General features: G+C 68.4%; 26 protein-coding genes. 23 read left to right on the top strand and 3 right to left on the bottom strand.

Going from position 1 to position 21633, the window contains the following annotated elements:
• The first annotated feature begins 10 nt into the window (after window positions 1–10).
• The 9 genes from rpsH to KJK29_RS14090 all read left to right on the top strand — a co-directional run bounded on the left by rpsH (window position 11) and on the right by KJK29_RS14090 (window position 6316).
• Window positions 11–409, top strand: coding sequence for a 30S ribosomal protein S8 (rpsH, locus tag KJK29_RS14130; RefSeq protein ID WP_104789270.1), 399 nt, complete (start codon window positions 11–13; stop codon window positions 407–409).
• A gap of 24 nt (window positions 410–433) precedes the next feature.
• A complete protein-coding gene (gene rplF, locus KJK29_RS14125; protein WP_215119438.1) occupies window positions 434–973 on the top strand; it encodes a 50S ribosomal protein L6 in 540 nt (179 codons plus the stop codon).
• A 3-nt stretch (window positions 974–976) separates the two neighbouring features.
• Complete coding sequence (rplR, locus tag KJK29_RS14120) at window positions 977–1360, top strand: 50S ribosomal protein L18 (RefSeq protein WP_030930487.1); 384 nt, start codon at window positions 977–979, stop codon at window positions 1358–1360.
• 41 nt (window positions 1361–1401) lie between these two features.
• Window positions 1402–2007, top strand: a complete 606-nt coding sequence (gene rpsE / locus KJK29_RS14115) for a 30S ribosomal protein S5 (RefSeq protein ID WP_164332815.1) — start codon at window positions 1402–1404, stop codon at window positions 2005–2007.
• A gap of 2 nt (window positions 2008–2009) precedes the next feature.
• Window positions 2010–2192: a 50S ribosomal protein L30 gene (rpmD, locus tag KJK29_RS14110; protein WP_003974250.1), complete on the top strand. Its 183-nt coding sequence runs from the start codon at window positions 2010–2012 to the stop codon at window positions 2190–2192.
• Between the two features lie 2 nt (window positions 2193–2194).
• Window positions 2195–2650, top strand: coding sequence for a 50S ribosomal protein L15 (gene rplO, locus KJK29_RS14105; RefSeq protein WP_215119437.1), 456 nt, complete (start codon window positions 2195–2197; stop codon window positions 2648–2650).
• 417 nt (window positions 2651–3067) lie between these two features.
• Window positions 3068–4381 carry a preprotein translocase subunit SecY gene (secY, locus tag KJK29_RS14100; protein ID WP_215119436.1) on the top strand — a complete coding sequence of 438 codons (1314 nt, stop codon included), beginning with the start codon at window positions 3068–3070 and terminating at the stop codon, window positions 4379–4381.
• Window positions 4381–5031, top strand: a complete 651-nt coding sequence (locus KJK29_RS14095; protein ID WP_215119435.1) for an adenylate kinase — start codon at window positions 4381–4383, stop codon at window positions 5029–5031. The genes secY and KJK29_RS14095 overlap by 1 nt, the downstream gene beginning before the upstream one ends.
• Window positions 5032–5116: 85 nt before the next feature.
• Complete coding sequence (locus tag KJK29_RS14090) at window positions 5117–6316, top strand: TolB-like translocation protein (RefSeq protein WP_251057789.1); 1200 nt, start codon at window positions 5117–5119, stop codon at window positions 6314–6316.
• 186 nt (window positions 6317–6502) lie between these two features.
• Here the strand turns inward: KJK29_RS14090 and KJK29_RS14085 are convergent, their stop codons facing one another.
• Window positions 6503–6889, bottom strand: coding sequence for a hypothetical protein (locus KJK29_RS14085; protein ID WP_215119429.1), 387 nt, complete (start codon window positions 6887–6889; stop codon window positions 6503–6505).
• 261 nt (window positions 6890–7150) lie between these two features.
• Between KJK29_RS14085 and map the strand changes: the two genes are divergently transcribed.
• The 8 genes from map (at window position 7151) to truA (ending at window position 12455) form a co-directional block, all read left to right on the top strand.
• The gene (gene map, locus KJK29_RS14080) at window positions 7151–7987 is read left to right on the top strand and encodes a type I methionyl aminopeptidase (protein WP_215119428.1); all 837 of its coding nucleotides are present in this window, start codon (window positions 7151–7153) and stop codon (window positions 7985–7987) included.
• Between the two features lie 234 nt (window positions 7988–8221).
• The gene (gene infA, locus KJK29_RS14075; RefSeq protein ID WP_003948620.1) at window positions 8222–8443 is read left to right on the top strand and encodes a translation initiation factor IF-1; all 222 of its coding nucleotides are present in this window, start codon (window positions 8222–8224) and stop codon (window positions 8441–8443) included.
• Between the two features lie 58 nt (window positions 8444–8501).
• Window positions 8502–8615, top strand: coding sequence for a 50S ribosomal protein L36 (rpmJ, locus tag KJK29_RS14070; RefSeq protein WP_003948619.1), 114 nt, complete (start codon window positions 8502–8504; stop codon window positions 8613–8615).
• A 198-nt stretch (window positions 8616–8813) separates the two neighbouring features.
• On the top strand, window positions 8814–9194 hold the full coding sequence (rpsM, locus tag KJK29_RS14065) for a 30S ribosomal protein S13 (RefSeq protein WP_189728755.1): 381 nt from the start codon (window positions 8814–8816) through the stop codon (window positions 9192–9194).
• A gap of 65 nt (window positions 9195–9259) precedes the next feature.
• The gene (gene rpsK / locus KJK29_RS14060) at window positions 9260–9664 is read left to right on the top strand and encodes a 30S ribosomal protein S11 (RefSeq protein ID WP_003956432.1); all 405 of its coding nucleotides are present in this window, start codon (window positions 9260–9262) and stop codon (window positions 9662–9664) included.
• 160 nt (window positions 9665–9824) lie between these two features.
• Window positions 9825–10847, top strand: coding sequence for a DNA-directed RNA polymerase subunit alpha (locus tag KJK29_RS14055; protein WP_003966937.1), 1023 nt, complete (start codon window positions 9825–9827; stop codon window positions 10845–10847).
• A gap of 172 nt (window positions 10848–11019) precedes the next feature.
• Window positions 11020–11520, top strand: coding sequence for a 50S ribosomal protein L17 (gene rplQ / locus KJK29_RS14050; RefSeq protein ID WP_215119426.1), 501 nt, complete (start codon window positions 11020–11022; stop codon window positions 11518–11520).
• 80 nt (window positions 11521–11600) lie between these two features.
• Window positions 11601–12455 carry a tRNA pseudouridine(38-40) synthase TruA gene (gene truA, locus KJK29_RS14045; RefSeq protein WP_215119424.1) on the top strand — a complete coding sequence of 285 codons (855 nt, stop codon included), beginning with the start codon at window positions 11601–11603 and terminating at the stop codon, window positions 12453–12455.
• Between the two features lie 15 nt (window positions 12456–12470).
• Here truA and KJK29_RS14040 read toward each other — a convergent pair whose 3' ends face one another.
• Window positions 12471–13286 (bottom strand): hypothetical protein, encoded by an 816-nt coding sequence (locus KJK29_RS14040; RefSeq protein WP_370869198.1) that lies wholly within the window; start codon window positions 13284–13286, stop codon window positions 12471–12473.
• A 230-nt stretch (window positions 13287–13516) separates the two neighbouring features.
• Here KJK29_RS14040 and KJK29_RS14035 point away from each other — a divergent pair, with 230 nt between their 5' ends.
• From KJK29_RS14035 to KJK29_RS14015, 5 genes are all read left to right on the top strand, one after another.
• Complete coding sequence (locus KJK29_RS14035) at window positions 13517–14659, top strand: CapA family protein (protein WP_251057788.1); 1143 nt, start codon at window positions 13517–13519, stop codon at window positions 14657–14659.
• 205 nt (window positions 14660–14864) lie between these two features.
• Window positions 14865–17111 carry a HAMP domain-containing protein gene (locus tag KJK29_RS14030; RefSeq protein WP_215124272.1) on the top strand — a complete coding sequence of 749 codons (2247 nt, stop codon included), beginning with the start codon at window positions 14865–14867 and terminating at the stop codon, window positions 17109–17111.
• A 7-nt stretch (window positions 17112–17118) separates the two neighbouring features.
• Window positions 17119–18606, top strand: a complete 1488-nt coding sequence (gene pgsB / locus KJK29_RS14025; RefSeq protein WP_251057787.1) for a poly-gamma-glutamate synthase PgsB — start codon at window positions 17119–17121, stop codon at window positions 18604–18606.
• Window positions 18607–18693: 87 nt separating this feature from the next.
• Complete coding sequence (locus KJK29_RS14020) at window positions 18694–19176, top strand: poly-gamma-glutamate biosynthesis protein PgsC/CapC (protein ID WP_215119418.1); 483 nt, start codon at window positions 18694–18696, stop codon at window positions 19174–19176.
• A gap of 40 nt (window positions 19177–19216) precedes the next feature.
• Entirely contained in the window at window positions 19217–20302 is a 1086-nt protein-coding gene (locus KJK29_RS14015) for an NlpC/P60 family protein (RefSeq protein ID WP_215119414.1), read from the top strand.
• Window positions 20303–20324: 22 nt separating this feature from the next.
• Here the strand turns inward: KJK29_RS14015 and KJK29_RS14010 are convergent, their stop codons facing one another.
• On the bottom strand, window positions 20325–21197 hold the full coding sequence (locus tag KJK29_RS14010; RefSeq protein ID WP_215119413.1) for a hypothetical protein: 873 nt from the start codon (window positions 21195–21197) through the stop codon (window positions 20325–20327).
• 74 nt (window positions 21198–21271) lie between these two features.
• On the opposite strand from KJK29_RS14010, the gene KJK29_RS14005 reads away from it, so the two are divergent.
• Window positions 21272–21619, top strand: coding sequence for a hypothetical protein (locus KJK29_RS14005; RefSeq protein ID WP_215119411.1), 348 nt, complete (start codon window positions 21272–21274; stop codon window positions 21617–21619).
• Window positions 21620–21633 lie beyond the last annotated feature (14 nt).

The following is a 21633-nucleotide window of genomic DNA, read 5'->3' as shown; positions in this document are numbered from 1 at the left end:
AGGCCAATTCATGACCATGACTGATCCGATCGCAGACATGCTGACGCGTCTGCGGAACGCGAACTCGGCATACCACGACTCCGTGACGATGCCGGCGTCGAAGATCAAGTCGCACATCGCGGAGATCCTCCAGCAGGAGGGCTTCATCACGGGCTGGAAGGTCGAGGACGCCGAGGTCGGCAAGAACCTCGTCCTGGAGCTGAAGTTCGGCCCCAACCGTGAGCGCTCCATCGCGGGCATCAAGCGGATCTCCAAGCCCGGTCTCCGGGTGTACGCGAAGTCCACCAACCTGCCGAAGGTTCTGGGCGGCCTGGGCGTGGCCATCATCTCCACGTCCCACGGTCTCCTGACCGGCCAGCAGGCGCAGAAGAAGGGCGTGGGTGGGGAAGTCCTCGCCTACGTCTGGTAATTCGGGAACGGAGGAGAGACAGCAATGTCGCGTATCGGCAAGCTCCCCATCCCGGTTCCCGCCGGCGTGGACGTCACCATCGACGGCCGTACGGTCGCGGTCAAGGGCCCCAAGGGCGAACTGACCCACACCGTCATCGCGCCGATCGACATCGCCAAGGCCGAGGACGGCACCCTTCAGGTGCTCCGGCCCAACGACGAGCGGCAGAGCAAGGCCCTGCACGGCCTGTCCCGCACGCTGGTGGCGAACATGATCACCGGTGTGACCCAGGGATACGTCAAGAAGCTCGAAATCAGCGGTGTCGGCTACCGTGTCCTGGCCAAGGGCTCCAACCTGGAGTTCTCTCTGGGCTACAGCCACCCGATCCTGGTCGAGGCCCCCGAGGGCATCACCTTCAAGGTGGAGTCCCCGACCCGTTTCTCGGTCGAGGGCATCGACAAGCAGAAGGTCGGCGAGGTTGCGGCCAACATCCGCAAGCTGCGCAGGCCCGACCCGTACAAGGCCAAGGGCGTCAAGTACGAGGGCGAAGTCATCCGCCGCAAGGTCGGAAAGGCGGGTAAGTAAGCCATGGCATACGGACAGAAGATCCTTAAGGGCGACGCCTACAAGCGCGCCGCGATCAAGCGCCGCCACATCCGGATCCGTAAGAACATCAACGGAACGGCGGAGCGTCCGCGTCTGGTCGTTACCCGCTCGAACCGCCACATCGTGGCCCAGGTGATCGACGACATCAAGGGTCACACCCTTGCGTCGGCGTCCACCCTGGACACCTCGATCCGCGGTGGCGAGGGCGACAAGTCCGCGCAGGCCAAGCAGGTCGGCGCCCTGGTCGCCGAGCGCGCCAAGGCCGCCGGTGTCGAGGCCGTCGTGTTCGACCGTGGTGGTAACCAGTACGCGGGGCGCATCGCCGCCCTGGCGGACGCCGCCCGCGAGGCCGGGCTCAAGTTCTGAGCCGGTTCCGTAGCTAGCGGAAACAGAGAGAGGTAATTCCAATGGCTGGACCCCAGCGCCGCGGTGGCGGTGCCGGTGGCGGCGAGCGGCGGGACCGGAAGGGCCGTGACGGCGGCGCTGCTGCCGCCGAGAAGACCGCGTACGTTGAGCGCGTTGTCGCGATCAACCGCGTCGCCAAGGTTGTGAAGGGTGGTCGTCGCTTCAGCTTCACCGCGCTGGTCGTGGTGGGCGACGGTGACGGCACCGTGGGTGTCGGTTACGGCAAGGCCAAGGAGGTGCCGGCCGCCATCGCCAAGGGCGTTGAGGAGGCCAAGAAGCACTTCTTCAAGGTCCCCCGTATCCAGGGCACCATCCCGCACCCCATCCAGGGTGAGAAGGCTGCCGGCGTCGTGCTGCTCAAGCCCGCGTCGCCCGGTACCGGTGTTATCGCCGGTGGTCCGGTGCGTGCCGTGCTCGAGTGCGCCGGTATCCACGACGTGCTGTCGAAGTCGCTCGGCTCCGACAACGCGATCAACATCGTGCACGCGACCGTGGAGGCCCTCCGTGGCCTGCAGCGTCCCGAGGAGATCGCGGCCCGCCGTGGTCTGCCCCTCGAGGACGTCGCCCCCGCGGCTCTTCTCCGTGCGCGTGCCGGGGCGGGTGCGTAATCATGGCGCAGCTCAAGATTACGCAGGTCAAGTCCTACATCGGCAGCAAGCAGAACCACCGTGACACCCTGCGTTCCCTTGGTCTCAAGGGCATCAACACGCAGGTCGTCAAGGAGGACCGCCCCGAGTTCCGCGGCATGGTGCACACCGTCCGCCACCTCGTGACGGTCGAGGAGGTCGACTGATCATGGCGGAGAACAACCCGCTCAAGATCCACAACCTCCGTCCCGCCCCGGGCGCCAAGACCGCCAAGACCCGTGTCGGTCGTGGTGAGGCGTCGAAGGGTAAGACGGCCGGTCGTGGTACCAAGGGTACGAAGGCCCGTTACCAGGTTCCGGAGCGCTTCGAGGGTGGCCAGATGCCCCTCCACATGCGTCTCCCGAAGCTGAAGGGCTTCAAGAACCCCTTCAAGACGGAGTACCAGGTCGTGAACCTGGACAAGCTCGCCTCCCTCTACCCCGAGGGTGGGGAGGTCACCGTTGCCGACCTGGTCGACAAGGGTGCCGTCCGCAAGAACAGCCTCGTCAAGGTCCTCGGCCAGGGCGAGCTCTCCGTGGCGCTGCAGGTGACGGTCGACGCCGTCTCCGGCTCCGCCAAGGAGAAGATCACCGCCGCCGGCGGTACGGTCACCGAGCTCGTCTGAACCACCGGTGCTGATCACCGAGGGTGGTGAGCACCAGGTCGTACGGGTCGTACCCAGCCCCACTCCGCTAGCCGGGGTGGGGCTGGGGCCGTTCTGTGGGTCGTTCGCCCCTGTGGCGGCGCCGGCCCCGGCATGAAGCCCGGCATCGCACGCATGCCTGCCGCCCAAGTCGGCCTCGAACTCCGGCAGTCGAGCCGACGCATGACGACAGGGCCCTGTCTCGTCATGGCACAGGGGGTGCTGCTGTGTCCAGATGATTCATGGTCGAAGAGCGGCGTCCGCGCGGCCCTGTATTTGGGTAGGCTGTGCTGTCGGCGCCCAGCGCCGTCCTGGCATGCCGTAATCTCGTTCCTCAGGCCATCAACCTCTCTTACCGTCCACCTCACGCGCGCACACGCGGGGGTCGCAGGAGGCACCGTGCTCACCGCGTTCGCCCGGGCGTTCAAGACGCCCGACCTGCGCAAGAAGTTGCTCTTCACGCTCGGCATCATTGTGATCTACCGGATCGGTACGCACGTACCGATCCCAGGCGTCGATTACCGGAACGTCCAGACCTGTATCGACCAGGCCGAGGCCAACCAGGGGATCTTCGGCCTGGTCAACATGTTCAGCGGCGGCGCGCTGCTGCAGATCACGATCTTCGCGCTGGGCATCATGCCGTACATCACGGCGAGCATCATCCTTCAGCTGCTGACCGTGGTGATCCCGCGCCTGGAAGCTCTCAAGAAGGAGGGGCAGTCCGGTACGGCGAAGATCACGCAGTACACCCGGTACCTGACTGTGGCGCTCGCCATCCTCCAGGGCACCGGCCTCGTCGCCACCGCCCGCAGTGGCGCGCTCTTCCAGAACTGCCCTGTGGCCAGCCAGATCGTCCCCGACCAGTCGATCTTCGTCACCGTCACCATGGTCATCACCATGACGGCCGGTACGGCGACCGTGATGTGGCTCGGTGAGCTCATCACCGACCGCGGCATCGGCAACGGCATGTCCATCCTGATGTTCATCTCGATCGCCGCGACCTTCCCGTCCGGGCTGTGGGCCATCAAGACGCAGGGCTCCCTGGCCGGCGGCTGGATCGAGTTCGGCATCGTGTGTGTCATCGGCCTGGTGATGATCGGCCTCGTCGTCTTCGTGGAGCAGGCCCAGCGGCGTATCCCGGTGCAGTACGCGAAGCGCATGATCGGCCGGAGGTCCTACGGCGGCACGTCGACGTACATTCCGCTGAAGGTCAACCAGGCGGGCATCATCCCTGTGATCTTCGCCTCGTCGCTGCTCTACATCCCGGCACTGATCGCACAGTTCGCCGGTGGCAGCGCCGACTGGAAGACCTGGATCGAGCAGAACCTCGCGAAGCCGAGTGCTCCGGCGCACATCAGCCTCTACTTCCTCCTGATCGTTTTCTTCGCCTTCTTCTACGTGGCCATCTCGTTCAACCCCGAGGAAGTCGCGGACAACATGAAGAAGTATGGTGGCTTCATCCCGGGCATCCGGGCTGGCCGACCGACCGCTGAGTACCTGTCGTACGTGCTCAACCGGATCACCTGGCCGGGTTCGCTGTACCTGGGGTTGATCGCTCTCGTGCCGACGATGGCGTTGGCTGGTTTCAAGGCAGACCAGAACTTCCCGTTCGGCGGGACCAGCATCCTGATCATCGTGGGTGTCGGCCTCGAAACGGTGAAGCAGATCGAGAGCCAGCTTCAGCAGCGCAATTACGAAGGGTTCCTCCGCTGATGCGTATCGTCCTCGTCGGGCCGCCGGGCGCCGGTAAGGGAACGCAGGCCGCGTTCCTCGCCAAGAACCTGTCGATCCCGCACATCTCCACGGGCGACCTGTTCCGGGCCAACATCAGCCAGAAGACGGAACTCGGCAAACTGGCGAAGTCCTACATCGACGCGGGCAACCTGGTGCCCGACGAGGTCACCATCGCCATGGCGAAGGACCGCATGGAGCAGCCGGACGCCGAGAACGGTTTCCTGCTGGACGGCTTCCCCCGCAATGTCTCGCAGGCCGAGGCGCTCGACGAGCTGCTGGAGACCGAGACCATGCAGCTCGACGCGGTGCTGGACCTGGAGGTCCCCGAGGACGAGGTCGTCAAGCGGATCGCCGGCCGCCGTGTCTGCCGCAACGAGTCGGCGCATGTCTTCCACGTGACGTACAAGCCGCCGGCCAAGGAAGGCGTCTGCGACATCTGCGGCGGCGAGCTGTACCAGCGGGGCGACGACTCCGAGGAGACCGTCCGTAAGCGGCTGGAGGTCTACCACACGCAGACCGAGCCGATCATCGACTACTACAAGGCCCAGGGTCTGGTGGTCACGATCTCCGCGCTCGGCAAGGTGGACGACGTCACGACGCGGGCCATGTCGGCGCTGTCCGGTTCATAACAGCTTGAAAAGAAAGGCAGCGGTCCCCGGAGGGGGCCGCTGCCTTTCTTCTTTGGGACCCCCGAAAGTGCTCTGCCGAGGAGGTATGGCCATCAAGCTCGAACAGGTGCCACGGTCCGACGATTCCACCGAGCGGGAGCAGCCGTCGCTGCTCCGCCGCAGGAGTCGCAGCCTGGCGGTCGCCGCGGTCGTCGTGGTCGCCGCAGTCATCGGGGTGTCGTTGGCCCTGACGAGCGGTGGCCCGGAAGGGCAGTCCGAGGCATCGGACGTGGAGGCCCGTCCGGACCAGTCCCCGCCGCGCGAGCTGATAGCCGCGGGGCAGGTCGCCGTCTCGGCGCACTACACGAGGAAGCTCGTGCGGCAGCCGGACGGGGATGCGGTGAACGCGCGTGAGTGGAGTCTGTACAACGCCGCGACCAAGCGGTACGAGAAGACCGACTGGGGCTGGCTCGATGTCGCTCCCGGGATGAAGACGGCCGCGGTGCTGGAGGGCGATCTGCCCGTCAAACGCATCGGCCTGTTGAGTCTGTCCACGGGCAAGGTCCAGCGCTGGATCAAGGTCGACAAGGGCGTCGGCGGTGTGCAGTTCTCGCCGGACGGCGAGCGCCTGGTGGCGACGACGTACGGCCACAACCCGGACGGCCTCTTCAAGGACGCGCCGGTGCGTGTGCAGGACGGGTCGGAAGATGGCGATGGTCAGGAGATGCCGGGGCCGAAGCAGAGCCGTACCGGCTTCTATGTCATCGATGTCGACTCCGGCCGGGCGGCATTCAGTGAGCGGCCGGCCAAGAAGGACAGTCTCGCGGCCATGGCCGGCACCGGGCGTCAGGACTTCAGCTGGAGCCGTGACGGCGAGACGCTGTGGGAGCAGAGGCTCGACCGGCCGGGCAGGAACTACTACGACGTGGACGGCAAGCTGAAGTCGCTTCCGCAGCAGAAGACCGATCTGATCTTTCCGCCGGTGATTACGTCCCCGGACGGAAAACTTGCGACGGGCGGCTTCGCGGGGGGCAAGGACGGCCAGATCGTTTCCGCGGTTCTGGACGCGAAGACCGGAAAGCAGAGCGCGGTCGTACCCGGACAGCAGCTTCTCGCGTGGGCGGACGACACCCACCTCATCGCCTGGCGATGCGACCCCAGCCAGTGCGAACCCGGCAAGGGCGAGTTCCGCAACCAGCTGGTCCTGGTCGGCCTGGACGACGACAAGGTGACACCGCTCTCGGGCTTCCGTAAAGCCCAAGAGGACTACGTCGGCCGCTGGACCCCGGTCTTCACCGAGCGCTGACCCTCTCTGCGGTCCCAGGCGGAGGTGCGCCTGGGACCGGCCACACCAAGAGCTCCGGCCGGTGCAGACGAATCGATCGATCGTCTGCACCGGCCGGAGCTTCTGAGCAGATGTGCGGCGTGTGCACGCACTGTCACGCTGTCGAGGTCACCGTGGAGACCTCACACCTCTCGGTGCCGAACGGGCCTACTCGTCGAAGTACCAGTTCGAGCGGACGCAGGAGCCGCTGCCGTTCCAGCAGATGGCCAGGCCGTGCGAGATGTTGCCTATCATGTCGTAGTCATTGTCGGACCGGTCGCAGCCGGCGTCTCCGCCGTCCTCTTCCTTAATGACATAGACCAGGCCGGTGCCAGTGCTGTTGAGTCGCTCCAGGTACCCCGTGACGCCGTGGCCGTCAGCCAGCTTGTCGCAGACCGTGATGTCGTCACCGTCGTCGTTGAACGTCACCGTGCCCCGGTTGCTGTACCAGAGGGGCCCCTCGTCGCCGGCCAGGGCGGGCGAGGCCGCGGTGAGGCCGAGCAGGGTGACGGCGGCACCGGCCACGGCCACGCGGGACAGAGCTCTCTTGATCACTTGTTACCCCCGTTTTTGAGGACCGGGTATCCGGTCCGGGTTGTATGGAAGTGCATGGAGCTGAGTGCTGGCACCCGACATCGCCAGGTGGGCAACTGCGAGGCTAGAGTGGCCAGTTGGGTTCGTCAACGGCTTTTGTTGCTGAGGGTGCAGGTGTGACTCCGCCACGGTGACCCCGGCGGGCCGACCGGAGGCCGGTCGCGCGGCCCGTATCGTTGATGGCGTTCGTACTCGCTGAAGGTCCAGAAAGGCCGTAGCCCCATGGTGCAGATCAAGAGCCCCGAGCAGATCGCCAAAATGCGCGAGGCGGGCCTGGTCGTCGCCGCCATCCACGCGGCGACCCGCGAAGCCGCCGTGCCGGGGGCCACCACGAAGGATCTGGACCAGGCCGCCCGCAAGGTCCTCGCCGAGCACAACGCCAAGCCGAACTTCCTCGGCTACGGCGGCTTCCCGGCGACGATCTGCACGTCCGTGAACGAGGTCGTCGTCCACGGCATCCCGTCCGACGACGTCGTCCTCAAGGACGGGGACGTCATCTCCATCGACTGCGGCGCGATCATCGACGGCTGGCACGGCGACGCCGCCTACACGGCCTTCGTCGGCTCCGGCCACTCCCCGGAGCTGGTCGAGCTCTCCCGGGTGACCGAGGAGTCGATGTGGGCCGGCATCGCGGCCATGAAGCAGGGCAACCGGCTGGTCGACATCTCCCGGGCCGTCGAGACGTACATCCGCCGCCAGCCCAAGCCCGGCGGCGGCAAGTACGGGATCATCGAGGACTACGGCGGCCACGGCATCGGCACCGAGATGCACATGGACCCGCACCTGCTGAACTACGTCGACCGGCGGCGCGGCAAGGGTCCGAAGCTGGTGCCCGGCTTCTGCCTCGCGATCGAGCCGATGGTCTCTCTGGGGACGCCGAAGACGGAGGTCCTCGAGGACGACTGGACCGTCATCACGACGGACGGTACGTGGTCGTCGCACTGGGAGCACTCGGTGGCTTTGACCGAGGAGGGGCCGTTGGTGCTGACGTCTCCCGACGGGGGGAAGGCGAAGCTTGCCGAGCTGGGGATTGTGGCCGCTCCGGATCCGTTGGGCTGAGCGCGTTCCGGGGTGGGTGGTCCCGGCGTTCGGCGGCTGCGGGTGCGTTGTGGCTTGTCGCGCAGTTCCCCGCGCCCCTTTCGGGGCGCTTAAAGATCTGTCCGTTGGGGCAGACTGCCTCGATTCGTGTTTCTGAGGGCCCTGTCGTAGACTGACTCGTCGGCTCTGGTGTACCCGCATGCCTGCATGCGCCCGCACGGAGTCGATCAAGGTAGTCGATTCGAAGGGCGAAGCGTGGCCAAGAAGCAAGGTGCCATCGAGATCGAGGGCACTGTCGTCGAGTCTCTTCCGAACGCCATGTTCAAGGTCGAGCTCCAGAACGGCCACCAGGTCCTGGCACACATCAGCGGCAAGATGCGCATGCACTACATCCGCATCCTCCCTGACGACCGGGTCGTGGTGGAGCTGTCTCCGTACGACCTCACGCGTGGCCGGATCGTCTACCGCTACAAGTAGATCTTGCCCCGCATCTCGCCTCGGCGAGGTGGTGGCACTGACCCGGAGAACCTCACTAATGAAGGTCAAGCCGAGCGTCAAGAAGATCTGCGACAAGTGCAGGGTGATCCGCCGTCACGGCCGGGTCATGATCATCTGCGACAACCCGCGCCACAAGCAGCGCCAGGGCTGATCGACAGCGGATCGCACCCTCTGCATCCATCGCAGGGACTTCGCGCGACGCGAGCTGAATATGTTCATACGCAGGACCCGGGCGGACGATGTTCGCCTGACACCCCTGGTTCGGAGGCCGGGGACCCAGTTCGTACCTCATACGGCGGCTGGGAGTCGGTTCTGTGGAAGACCTCCGACAAGTAACTGGAGCCATTGAATGGCACGCGTTTCCGGTGTCGACATCCCGCGCGAAAAGCGCGTGGAGGTCGCCCTCACCTACGTGTTCGGCATCGGCCGGACCCTCGCGCAGCAGACGCTGGCCGCTACCGGCGTCGACCCGAACACCCGCGTCCGCGACCTCTCCGAGGAGCAGCTCGTCGCGATCCGCGAGTTCGTGGACAACAACATCAGGACCGAGGGTGACCTCCGTCGTGAGATCCAGGCCGACATCCGCCGCAAGGTCGAGATCGGCTGCTACCAGGGTCTGCGTCACCGCCGCGGCCTGCCCGTCCGCGGTCAGCGCACCAGCACCAACGCCCGCACCCGCAAGGGCCCGCGTCGCGCCATCGCCGGCAAGAAGAAGCCGGGCAAGAAGTAGTCCGCAGCGGACGCCTGTCCACGGTCTTCGCTGTAGGACCGACCACCTCCCGTAGGAGTTAAGAGATGCCCCCCAAGGGACGTCAGGGCGCTGCCAAGAAGGTGCGCCGCAAGGAAAAGAAGAACGTCGCTCACGGCCACGCGCACATCAAGAGCACGTTCAACAACACGATCGTCTCGATCACGGACCCCTCGGGCAACGTGATCTCCTGGGCCTCCGCCGGCCACGTCGGCTTCAAGGGCTCGCGCAAGTCGACGCCGTTCGCCGCGCAGATGGCCGCCGAGTCGGCTGCCCGCCGCGCCCAGGAGCACGGCATGCGCAAGGTCGACGTCTTCGTCAAGGGCCCGGGCTCCGGTCGTGAGACCGCGATCCGCTCCCTGCAGGCGACCGGCCTCGAGGTCGGCTCGATCCAGGACGTCACGCCGACCCCGCACAACGGCTGCCGTCCGCCCAAGCGCCGCCGCGTCTGATCTTTCGCAGATCGCAGACGCAGGCCGCTTGGTCTGAGGATTTCGGGCGGTATGGCTCTTCGGGGCCATATCGCCCGTACCCTTGCACGTAACACCATCAGGCTTCGCCTGGTGACTCAGGGCGTCAAATAGCGGGCGCCCCTGACAGAAGGATCACAACATGCTGATCGCTCAGCGTCCCTCGTTGACCGAAGAGGTCGTCGACGAATTCCGCTCCCGGTTCGTGATCGAGCCGCTGGAGCCGGGCTTCGGCTACACCCTCGGCAACTCCCTGCGCCGGACCCTGCTGTCCTCGATCCCGGGTGCGGCGGTCACGTCCATCCGCATCGACGGTGTCCTGCACGAGTTCACCACCGTGCCGGGCGTCAAGGAGGACGTCACCGACCTGATCCTCAACATCAAGCAGCTGGTCGTCTCCTCGGAGCACGACGAGCCGGTCGTGATGTACCTGCGCAAGCAGGGCCCGGGTCTGGTCACCGCCGCCGACATCGCGCCCCCGGCCGGTGTCGAGGTGCACAACCCCGACCTGGTCCTCGCCACGCTCAACGGCAAGGGCAAGCTGGAGATGGAGCTGACGGTCGAGCGTGGCCGCGGCTATGTCTCCGCCGTGCAGAACAAGCAGGTCGGCCAGGAGATCGGCCGGATCCCGGTCGACTCGATCTACTCGCCGGTGCTCAAGGTCACGTACAAGGTCGAGGCCACGCGTGTCGAGCAGCGGACCGACTTCGACAAGCTGATCGTCGACGTCGAGACCAAGCAGGCCATGCGTCCGCGTGACGCCATGGCGTCGGCCGGCAAGACCCTGGTCGAGCTGTTCGGTCTGGCCCGTGAGCTCAACATCGACGCCGAGGGCATCGACATGGGTCCGTCCCCGACGGACGCCGCCCTGGCCGCCGATCTGGCGCTGCCGATCGAGGAGCTCGAGCTCACCGTTCGGTCGTACAACTGCCTCAAGCGTGAGGGCATCCACTCCGTGGGTGAGCTCGTCGCGCGTTCCGAGGCGGACCTGCTCGACATTCGCAACTTCGGTGCGAAGTCGATCGACGAGGTCAAGGCCAAGCTCGCGGGTATGGGGCTTGCGCTGAAGGACTCGCCTCCCGGATTCGACCCGACCGCCGCCGCGGACGCCTTCGGTGCGGACGACGACGCGGACGCCGGGTTCGTGGAGACCGAGCAGTACTGATCGCCCCGCGGGGAGGCCGTACTGCGTCTGCGGGCCGGTCGTGGCTGGTCGCGCAGTTCCCCGCGCCCCTTCCAGGCCCCTTCGGGGGCCTGGATCTCCGACAGGTAACCGCCTGCTCGGATACTGACCCCGGTACCTGATACGGCCGGGGCAGACACCTAGGAGAAACACCATGCCGAAGCCCACCAAGGGTGCCCGTATGGGCGGCAGCGCCGCGCACGAGAAGCTCCTCCTCGCGAACCTTGCGAAGGCGCTGTTCGAGCACGGTCGCATCACCACCACCGAGGCGAAGGCCCGCAAGCTGCGGCCGTACGCCGAGCGTCTGGTCACCAAGGCGAAGAAGGGCGACCTTCACAATCGCCGTCAGGTGCTCCAGGTCATCACGGACAAGAGCATCGTCCACACGCTCTTCACCGAGATCGGCCCGCGCTACGAGAACCGTCCGGGTGGCTACACCCGCATCACCAAGATCGGTAACCGCCGTGGCGACAACGCGCCCATGGCTGTCATCGAGCTGGTCGAGGCGCTGACGGTGGCGCAGGAGGCGACCGGCGAGGCCGAGGCCGCGACCAAGCGTGCGGTCAAGGAAGACGCCCTCAAGAAGGACGAGGCCGTCGAGGCCAAGTCCGACGAGGCCGCCGAGGCTCCCGCCGAGGAGTCGAAGGACGCGTAAGCGTTCTGCCGTAAGGCGTTGGCGGGTCCGTTCCTCTTTGAGGAGCGGGCCCGCCTTTGTGGTGCTGAGAGGATCTGTGCGTGAGTGATGAAGCAGCTGCCGGGTTCGTTCGTGTCCGGCTCGACCTGGCGTACGACGGGAGCGAGTTCTCCGGGTGGGCCAAGCAGGCCGGGGGACGGCGGACCGTGCAGGGGGAGATCGAGGACGCGCTGCGGACCGTGACGCGGTCGCGGGAGACCTACGAGCTGACCGTGGCGGGGCGTACCGATGCCGGGGTGCATGCCCGGGGACAGGTCGCGCACGTCGATCTGCCGCGTGAGGTCTGGGCCGAGCACCATCAGAAGCTGCTGAAGCGGCTCGCCGGGCGGCTGCCGCGGGATGTGCGGGTCTGGGCCCTCAGGGAGGCGCCCAGCGGCTTCAACGCGCGGTTCTCGGCCGTGTGGCGGCGGTACGCCTACCGGGTCACCGACAACCCCGGCGGGGTCGACCCGCTGCTGCGCGGCCATGTGCTGTGGCACGACTGGCCCCTGGACGTCGACGCCATGAACGAGGCCGCGCGCCGGCTGCTCGGGGAGCACGACTTCGCCGCCTACTGCAAGAAGCGGGAGGGCGCGACGACGATCCGTACGCTCCAGGAGCTGAGTCTCGTGCGGGGCGAGGACGGGATCATCACCGCGACCGTGCGGGCCGACGCCTTCTGCCACAACATGGTGCGCTCGCTCATCGGGGCGCTGCTGTTCGTGGGCGACGGGCACCGGCCGCCGGACTGGCCGGGGAAGGTGCTGGCGGCCGGTGTGCGGGACTCGGCCGTGCACGTCGTACGGCCGCACGGGCTGACCCTGGAGGAGGTCGGCTACCCGGCCGACGAACTGCTCGCCGCGCGCAACAAGGAGGCGCGGAACAAGCGGTCGCTGCCGTCGGCGGGGTGCTGCTGAGGCTTGTGCCGTTGCTCACCGGCGGGCGGAGTTCCAGGTCGTGACCAGCCCTGAGAGAGCCGTTGCGGCGGCGTCGGCGTCGGTCCCGTCGCCGCGTGCCTCGGGGGAGAGCTCCACGTGGAGGAACGTGGCGTGGTGGCGCTCAGCGGCCTTGCCCTGGACGTTCGTGGTGCCTTCCAGGGGGCAGCGGGCCGACCAGCCCCGGCAGACCCGCAGACCGTCTGCCTCCATGCCGTCGGCCAGGGCGGCGGCCTCGGTGAGGGTGCTCCGTGCGGCTCCGGTGGAGAGGACGGCCTCGTAGGGGCGGTCCGAGTCCTTGGCGAAGCCGTGCAGCTGCACGCCCGGGACGTCGCGTTTCTGGAACTCCACGACGATGGCGTGGAAGACGCTGTCCGCCCGGTGGGCGACGTCGGCGGCGTCGCCCCGGCTCGCCTCGCGGTGCGCGCCGGCCAGGACCAGCGAGCCGCCGGGGTTGTCCTCCAGGAGCCGCACGCCGAGGCGTTCGGTGTCCCGGTCGGAGACCGGGTGCGGTACCTGGGCGTTCCAGCGGATGTCGGAGTCGGCGGTCAGGTAGAGGCGCCCCCAGCGTTCGGCCCGGCCCGGGCGGGCGGCGGCGATCTCGTCGTATCTGCGGCCGGACTCGGTGTCGGTGAGGCGGGTGAGCTTGAGGCCGAGCGGGGCGAGCAGTTGTCCGGCCTGTGTGGCCTCGCCGTCCAGGAGGTGGCCGACGCTTTCGGCGACGCGCTCGCGCTGGGTGTCGTCCGGTGGGGCGTAGACGGCGTCGGGTTCCAGTTCGGCCGTGTACGTGAGGATCCTGCTACGGAGGTCCACCAACTGCCGGGCATACGGAGTGGAATCGTCCGTTGACCGGTCTGGTGGCGACTGACAGCCGAACAAGGCTAGGACGAGTCCGATTTGGACCACAATACGAGTCAAGTGTGACTGTCTTGTGACGGTAACGTCCGTGGTGCTTGTGTGCTTCATGTGAATATGATGCGGTGACACTTCGTAATCCTCTCCGGATCGCTCGCGCGGCAAGCGCTTTACTGGCCACCGTTGCCGTGACGACCGCGTGCACCTCCGCGGCATCCGCACCGCAGGTGAAGCCGGGCGGCCGTTCGTTCACCGTCGCCGCCGCGGGTGACGTGCTGATCCACCCCGAGCTGGTCGACCAGGCCGCCAAGGATGCCAAGAAGACCGGTGGGGGAGAGGCCGGGCTGGACTTCGAGCCGCTGCTCGCCGGGGTGAAGCCGGTCATCAGCAAGGCCGATCTGGCCATCTGCCACATGGAGACGCCCGTCGGAAAGCCGCGGGGTCCCTTCGAGGGATACCCGGAGTTCCTCGTGCCGCCGCAGATTCTGACGTCCCTCAAGGGCGTGGGTTACGACACCTGCTCGACGGCCTCCAACCACACGTACGACCATGGCATCGGGGCCGTGCGGCGCACCTTGAACGCGATGGACAAGGCCGGCCTCGGGCACGCCGGCTCCGCTCGCACGCCCGCGGAAGCAGAAAAGATCAACATCCGTGACGTCAACGGCGTCAAGGTCGCCCACCTCTCGTTCTCCTGGATGTCGTTCCTGAATCCGACGCCGGAGAAGGAGAAGTGGGCGTTCAACCAGATCGGCACGGACGCGATCAAGGACGCCGAGGCCCGGGCTCGTGAGAAGGGTGCCGAGGTGGTCATCCTCTCGGTCCACTGGGGGCTGGAGCACTACAACGAACCGAGTGCCCCCCAGCTCCAGCTGGCGGAGCGGCTCACCACGGAGACCGGGGTCGACCTGGTGATCGGGCACCACGCCCATGTGGTGCAGCCGATCCAGAAGGTGAACGGCACCTGGGTCGCCTACAGCCTGGGCAACCAGGTCGCCCGTCACTCCTCGCCCACCGGGCTCACCGAGGAGGGCGCGATCGGCTGGTTCGAGTTCCGTGAGACGACCGACGGCTGGGACGTCTCCGCCCGCTACGCCACGACGCTCGTGGACATCCCGCCCGAGGTGGAGGCCGGTGAGAAGCCGCCCGCCGGCGCGGTCGAGGACCACCGGTTGGTGGACGTACGGCGGGCACTTGACGAGCCGGGCGACCTCTCCGAAGAGCGGCTCGCCCGCTACCGGCTGGCGGCCGACCGCACGCGTGGCTTCCTGTACAACCGCGGGGCGCCGGGCGGCGACGGGCTGAAGGAGCTCGCGCTGGGGCGTGACTAGCGCCACAGCGCACAGGGGGCGAGCGACACAACCTCGGCCCTCCCCAACAGTCTTGTAAACGGCGGTCCGTCGCCTCTCCCCCCGGGAGCGGTGTTCTGCGCGGCCGTCCTTCACCCAGAGAGGCCGGAGGAGACCACCGGTGACACCCACCCGCGCCGCGCGCCCCGTGAAGGGAGGACGGCGGCGCAGCCGGAGACGCGCTGACATGCCGCTGCTGGGCGGCGTTCGTCCCCCGATCGCGCTGCTGTGCGTGCTGGTGCTCGCTCTCGCTGGCCTCACCGCCCAGGTGCTCGGCCCCGCCGGCGAGCAGGCCGTACCGCAGGCGGTGCTCTCCTCGCAGCAGCACTTCGCTCAGGACGGCGCCATCGCTCTGCGTGCCTCGATCGACGAGCGGGTCACCGACCTGAACCGCACCGCCGCCGCGCTGAACGCGGGGTCACCGGTGAAGCCCGAGCGCGTCCTGTCCGACCTGGGGAAGACCTACCAGAAGTGGACCGGCACCACGGTCCTGGAGCTGGAGAGCGGCAAGGTGCTGGCCGCCAGGGGTGAAACGATTCCCCTCGGGTGGCTGGACAAGGACGCCCTCACCGGGGACACGGCTTTCAAGCCCCGCATGGTGCGACTGGAGACCGGTGACGTACGCCTGATGACCATGGCGGTCCTCGACGTGGAGGACCGGCCGCAGCAGCTGCTGATCGCCTCCAACAGCCTGTCCGTGCCCGCCATCAACCTGGGCCAGTTCCGTTCCATGGCGGTCGTCGCCACCGGCGGGGAGATCCTCGCCACGGCCGGCTTCGAGCAGTCCGAGGCGCTCAACTCCGACCAGGAGCGCAAGGAGCTGGGCTTCCTCCAGAAGCAGATGAGCGGGCTGTCCGCCCAAGCGGCACGGGAGACCGAGCAAGACCCGGTCAGCGCCAGGGAGCCGGGCTCCCGCGGCTACCCCGGTGTCAGCGGGACCCTGGTCGGCGGGAGCTACAACGGCCGTGTCGCCACGGCCGGTTACGCCTCCCTCTCCTCCGCCGACCCGGAGGAGAAGAAGAGCGTCGGCGCGGGTCTCGGGCTCACCGTCGTCGCCCTGCTGCCCGTGGTCCAGCAACAGGGCGCCGCTCCGGGCCGGGAGCTGTACGGACTGCTGGCGGCCGGAGCCCTGGTGGTGCTCGGACTGCTCGCAGCGGCGGTGCTGTGGGCGACCGTGCAGCGGCCGTTGCTGCGGCTGTTCCTGGAGTCCCGCCGGCTGGCCCGGGGCGACCTGACCCGCCCGGTGGACGTGCCCCGCTGGGGTGAGGCCGCGCGCATCGGCTCCGCCCTCGAGAGGCTGCGCGCGCAGCTGGGCGGCCCGGCCGGTGATCCCGGTGGGCGCCAGCGTGTCAAGGGGCGGTTCGGGGTGCGCGGGCCGCTCGCGCTGACCGCCGTACTGCTGTTGCTGTGGTGTGTGCCCGTCGGCCTCCTGCTGAACCGCACCGACGACTCCGTCAGCATCCCGGCGAGCATGGTCGCGGACCAGCGTGACCGTACCGACCTGGTCGCCGACCGGGTGCGCCGGGCGCTCAACGAGGCGCAGGCGGACCTGGTGTCCACGTCCCGGCTGATCGACCCGGACGACGCCGGCGCCGGCCGCGCACTGCTCGAGGAGACCCTGCGCGAGCACACCCGCTACCAGGCGCTGTACCTCCTCGACGAGGACGGCGAGGTCGTCGCCCGCGCGGGCGGGGAGCCGCGCGCTGGTTTCGCCGACGCGGACGAGCTGCCGCTGGTCCGGGTGGCCGGCAAGGGCGGGAAGAAACCGGTCGTCCAGGCCGGGGCGCCCCTGCCGGGCGACAAGGGCATGACCCTGGTCGGCGAGGTCCGGGTCGAGTTCCTCAACTCGCTGCTGAAGCGGCCCGGGCTCGGCGAGGTCCGCGTGGTGGATTCCAAGGCGGAGACCATCGCGGCCAGCGACGGCTTCCTGGCCTTCGAGGAACTGCCGCGCGACGCGCTCACCGACCTCGTCCGGGCCGGCGGCGTCCACGTCGGCGCCGGTCCTGTCGAGAACGGCCTGCTGATCCGCGAAGGAGGCGGGACCACGGTCGCCGCGGCCGCCCCGTTCTCCGGCGGGGGCGTGGCGGCCGACATCGGCTGGACCGTGGTCAGCTGGCAGAACGCCAAGGACTTCCAGATCACCCCGTACCAGCGCGAGGACCGCAGCGTCCTGGCCGGACTGCTCGGCCTGGCCCTGATCGTCGTCTGCCTCGGCTGGGTGCACCTGGTCGTGGCCCGGCCGATGCGGGCTCTGGCGGCCGGCGCGGAGAAGCTGGCCGACGGCGACCTCAAGTCCGTGCTGTACCCCCGCTACCAGGACGAGGTCGGCGCCGTCGTACGCAGCCTCGAACTGCTGCGCCAGCAACTCCAGGCCCGTAAACAGACCCAGGCACGCCGGCTCGCGGAGCCGCAGGCCGGCGTTCGGGGAAGGTGACCCAGCCGTGCTCTATCTGTACTTCGTCCTGCTCACCGGCAGTGTGCTGCTGCTGGTGGCGGGCATCGTGGAACAGCGCCGGCACTACGCCAGCCTGCACAGCATCCCCTCGCGCGTGCTCGTGAACGGCATCCGCGGCAAGTCCTCCATCACCCGGCTGTGTGCCGGGGCGCTGCGCGGCGGCGATCTGGTCACCGTGGCGAAGACCACGGGTACGGCGGCCCGGTTCATCCACCCGGACGCCACCGAGGAGCCGGTCTACCGCAAGTTCGGCATCGCCAACGTGGTGGAGCAGATCGGCATCGTGCGCCGGGCCGCCACCTACCGGCCCGACGCCCTCGTCATCGAGTGCATGGCCGTCATGCCGGCCCTGCAGGAGGTGAACCAGAGCAAGCTGATCCGCTCCACGATCGGCGTGCTGTGCAACGTCCGCGAGGACCACCTCGCCGAGATGGGCCCCACCCTCGACGACGTGGCGCGGTCGCTGTGCCGCTCCATGCCGGAGGACGGCATCTGCGTCACCGCCGAGAAGGAACGCTTCCACATCCTCCAGGAGGAGGCCGACGCCCGTAACTGCCAGCTCGTCTACGCCGACCCGGAGACCGTCACCGACGAGGAGCTGCGCGGCTTCAGCTGGTTCACCTTCAAGGAGAACGTCGCGATCGCCCTCGTCGTGGCCGAACTGCTCGGCGTGGAACGGCAGGTCGCCCTGCAGGGCATGTACGACGCCCCGCCGGACCCCGGCGTTCTGTCCGTCGAGCGCTACACGGCGCCCGAGGGCAAGCGGCTCGCCTTCGCCAACGTCTTCGCGGCCAACGACCCCGAGTCGACACTGATGAACATCAACCAGCTGCTCGACCTCGGAGCCATCCACCGGCCGCTGAACGTCGTGATCAACTGCCGGCCCGACCGCGTGGAGCGCAACGGGCAGATGGGCGAGATCATCCCCGACCTCCAGCCGGACCACGTCTTCGTCATCGGGCACCCCGCCAAGAGCGCGATCGACGCCATCCCCGCCGAGTGGCGTGACCGCGCGGTCGACCTCGGAGGAGAACGGCGGTCGGCCGAGGAGTTCATGCCCGCCCTGCTGGAGCGCCTGTCCGCCGACTCCTCCCTGGTCGCCATCGGCAACATCCACGGCCAGGGCGAGGAACTGCTGGAGTACCTGGCCGAACTCCCGGCGGACGAGTCCGCCACCGCCGACGCCGCGCCGCCCTCGGCCACGGCCGTGCCGGCCCAGCCGGCGCGCCTGGACCCCTACGCCTCGTACCCCATGGCCTACGAGGAGCGCTACCAGGCCTCCCAGACCCAGGAGATCCCGGTGGTCCGCATCCCCGCCCAGCCGTCGGGGCCGTACGCCGACACCGGGTACCCCGGCCGAGCCCACTACCAGCAGGGGCCGTACGCCGCCGAGGCCCAGCAGGCATGGCAGTACGCCGACGAGCCCTACGGGTACGTCCCGACCGACGACGGGGGACAGCCTCCCCGTTCCTGACGTCCACGGGCGGGGCGAGCGCCTCGCGCAGGACCGCCGATCGCCCCGTACCGAACCCGCACCCGTACCCGTGCCCGGAGACCTTCGTTGACCACCGCCGCCCTGACCCCCGAGATGGCCGCCCTCGGCATCGCCATCGGCCTGTTCTTCTCGTTGCTGTGCTACCTGACCACCAACCTGTCGCCCGGCGGCATGATCACGCCCGGCTGGCTCGCCCTGACCCTCATCGAGGACCTCCAGCGGGCGGCCATGGTGGTCGGCGTCACCGCCCTCACCTACGCGGGCACCAAGGTCATGCAGCGGCTGGTGATCCTCTACGGCAAGCGGCTGTTCGCCGCGGTGGTCCTGCTGGGCGTGCTGCTCCAGGCCACCGTGATGATCGTGCTCTCGATGGAGTTCCCGCTGCTGTACGGCAACCAGACCCTCGGCTTCATCGTGCCCGGACTGATCGCGTACCAGATGGTCCGCCAGCCCAAGGGGGCGACGCTGCTGGCAACCGGCACCGTCTCGCTCATGGCCTACATCGTCGTCGCCGCCGGACTGCTGCTCGGCATCATGCCCACCGTCTGAGAACCGGCGTCCCGGCGACCGACAACCCAGGGGAGAACACATGGCAGGAAAGAAGAAATCGCGGCCGGTCCTCTCCGGCCTCGTGGTGCTGGCGCTCGTCGCGACGTCCGGCTACCTCACCGTGGAGCTGCGCAAGCAGGAGGACAAGGGCGTCCCGGAGATCACGAACGTCGGCGTGCTGGACGGCTCGGACCGGGCAGGCGGCGCGGCGAAGACCCGTGACAAGGGCGGGGAGAGCTGGTCCCGGCTGGAGAACCCCGCCCGCTCCGTGCTGCGCGGAGCCGACGGCCAGGTCAAGGCGGTGTTCACCGACGGGGCGCGCACCGCGACCCTGACCGGACCGGCCCGCACCTTCGCCGAGCCCTCGTCGACGAGTTCCAAGGTCTCCTCGACGGACTGGGTCCGCCTCATGCCCGAGTCCTGGAAGAAGGGCGCGGACCAGCAGAAGTGGTTCAAGGACTGGTACGCGGAGTACGAGTCCAGCAAGGAGGACGACCTCCTGGCCATCGCCTTCCAGTACGTCGCGGGCGCCAAACAGAAGAAGGACCAACAGGGCACCGTCTACGCCGGTGACGCCAACTTCGGGCCCCTCAACACGAGCGGGGCGGAGGGCGGCGACCTGCGCCTGGAGCAGTCCGACTTCTACGACTACCTCGGCGTCCCGTACCCCTTCCGGGACGGCGTGATCGGGCAGCCGGAGACCGCGCGCGCCCGGTCGATCGACTGCTCGGGATACATGCGGATGATGTTCGGCTACCGCGCCCGCTATCCGCTCATGTCCTCGGACGACTCGGGCGACGGCCTGCCGCGCACCGCCAACGGTATGGCCCGCTCCAAGCAGGGTGCCGACGTCCTGCCGCTCACCGGCGTCTCGCCGAAGGACCGGCCCACCGGCATCGACCAGCTCCAGCCCGGGGACCTCGTCTTCTTCAAGCTCGACACCCGGACGAAGCAGCGCCTGGACCACGTCGGCATGGTGCTCGGCTACGACACCGAGGGCCACCTGCTCTTCGTCTCCAGCCGCGAGGAGGTCAACGGACCGACCATCGGCGATGTCGGCGGGGTGTCCCGGCTGGACGGCAACGGCTACTACGCCAAGACGCTGCGCAGCGCCAAGAGGCTGTGACCGGGCGCGCGGCGGCGGCCCGTCACTCGTTGGCCGCGGCCGATGCCTGGGCCTCGCCGCGGCGGCGGATCTGGTTGAACGTGAACCGGGCCAGGTCGTCGCCGGTCCTGAAGACCGCCGTGTCCTTGGGCGTCACGTCCTTGCCGTTGGTGAAGCCGGCGTTGGTGAAGTAGGCGTAGCGGCCGTAGGCGTTGCCGGTGGTGCGGCAGAACCCGGACTCGCAGAAGCCCTTCACGCCGCCGCCGGAGAGCGACTTGATGAAGCTCTTCTTGTCGGTCTGGCTCTTGGCCTTGACCGCCTGGGCCTCGGTGTCGAAGATCGCCACGCCGACCGTCACGGCGATGCCGTCCTTGGAGTAGGTGACTCGTATCAGGCGCGTGCAGTCGTTCGCGGTGAGCGCCTTGGGGAGGGTGCCGCCGGCCGCCGAGCCGCAGCTCTTCGTGTCGGCCGTGGGGCCCTTCTTGTAGACCGTCTCGCCGATGGTCAGCTGGGTGCCGGGGAAGAGGGTGTCCGGGCCGAGCGGGGCCTTGTCCTTCTTCGCGCTGGCGACGAAGTCCTTCGGGTCCAGCGGGGGCGGGGCGCTGGTCGGGGCGAACGACGGGGCCGAGGGCGAGCCGCTCGGGATGTCCGCCGAGGGCAGGGAGGCCGGGTTGTTCGCCTGGTTGTCGCCGCCCGCCGAGACCACCGCCACGGCGACGGCGGCGCCGATCGCGACGGTGGCGAGCGCGCCGCCGCCGACCATCAGCAGCCGGCGTCGTTTGTTACGCGACTCCGATGCCTCGGCCAGCGCGGCCCAGTCCGGAGACTGGCCACCGCCCCCGCTGTTCCAGGGCTGCTGCGACTGCGGTTTCCAGGGATCCCACTGGGACTGGGGTCCCCCCTGCCCATAGCTCATGGGGCGCATCTTAGACGGGACATGGGGTGTGCTGGTCCGCCTGGATCGGCCTCGCAGCCCCTAGCGTTCCTCCCATGCGGACGGGCAAAGGCGACATCTCCGGGTGGTTGGGGCGACTCGTGAGCGGGAGCCTGTGGGTGGGTTCCGTGCGGGTGGGGGCGCGGGTGCTGGTGGCCGTGGCGGTGCTGGCGTGCCTGGTGTCGTGGCCGTCGGTCTGGGTGCCCGCCGGGTTCGCGGTGCTGCGGGCCTGCCGTCGTCCGCGCGGTGGGGGATCCGTGCTGCGGTGGGGCGTCGCGGTGGCCGGCGATGTGCTGCTGTCGTCGGTGTTTCCGTATGTGCGGCCGGTCCGGCGCAGGGCCCTGCGGAGAGCTGTCACGCTGTGTGCGGGGCTGTGCGTCTGCGTGTTCGATCGTCGACGGTGATCCCGCGTTTTGAC

Origin of the sequence: Streptomyces koelreuteriae (genome assembly GCF_018604545.1) — a bacterium.
Lineage (GTDB): Bacteria > Actinomycetota > Actinomycetes > Streptomycetales > Streptomycetaceae > Streptomyces > Streptomyces koelreuteriae.
This window is presented reverse-complemented; position numbering and strand designations above follow the sequence as displayed.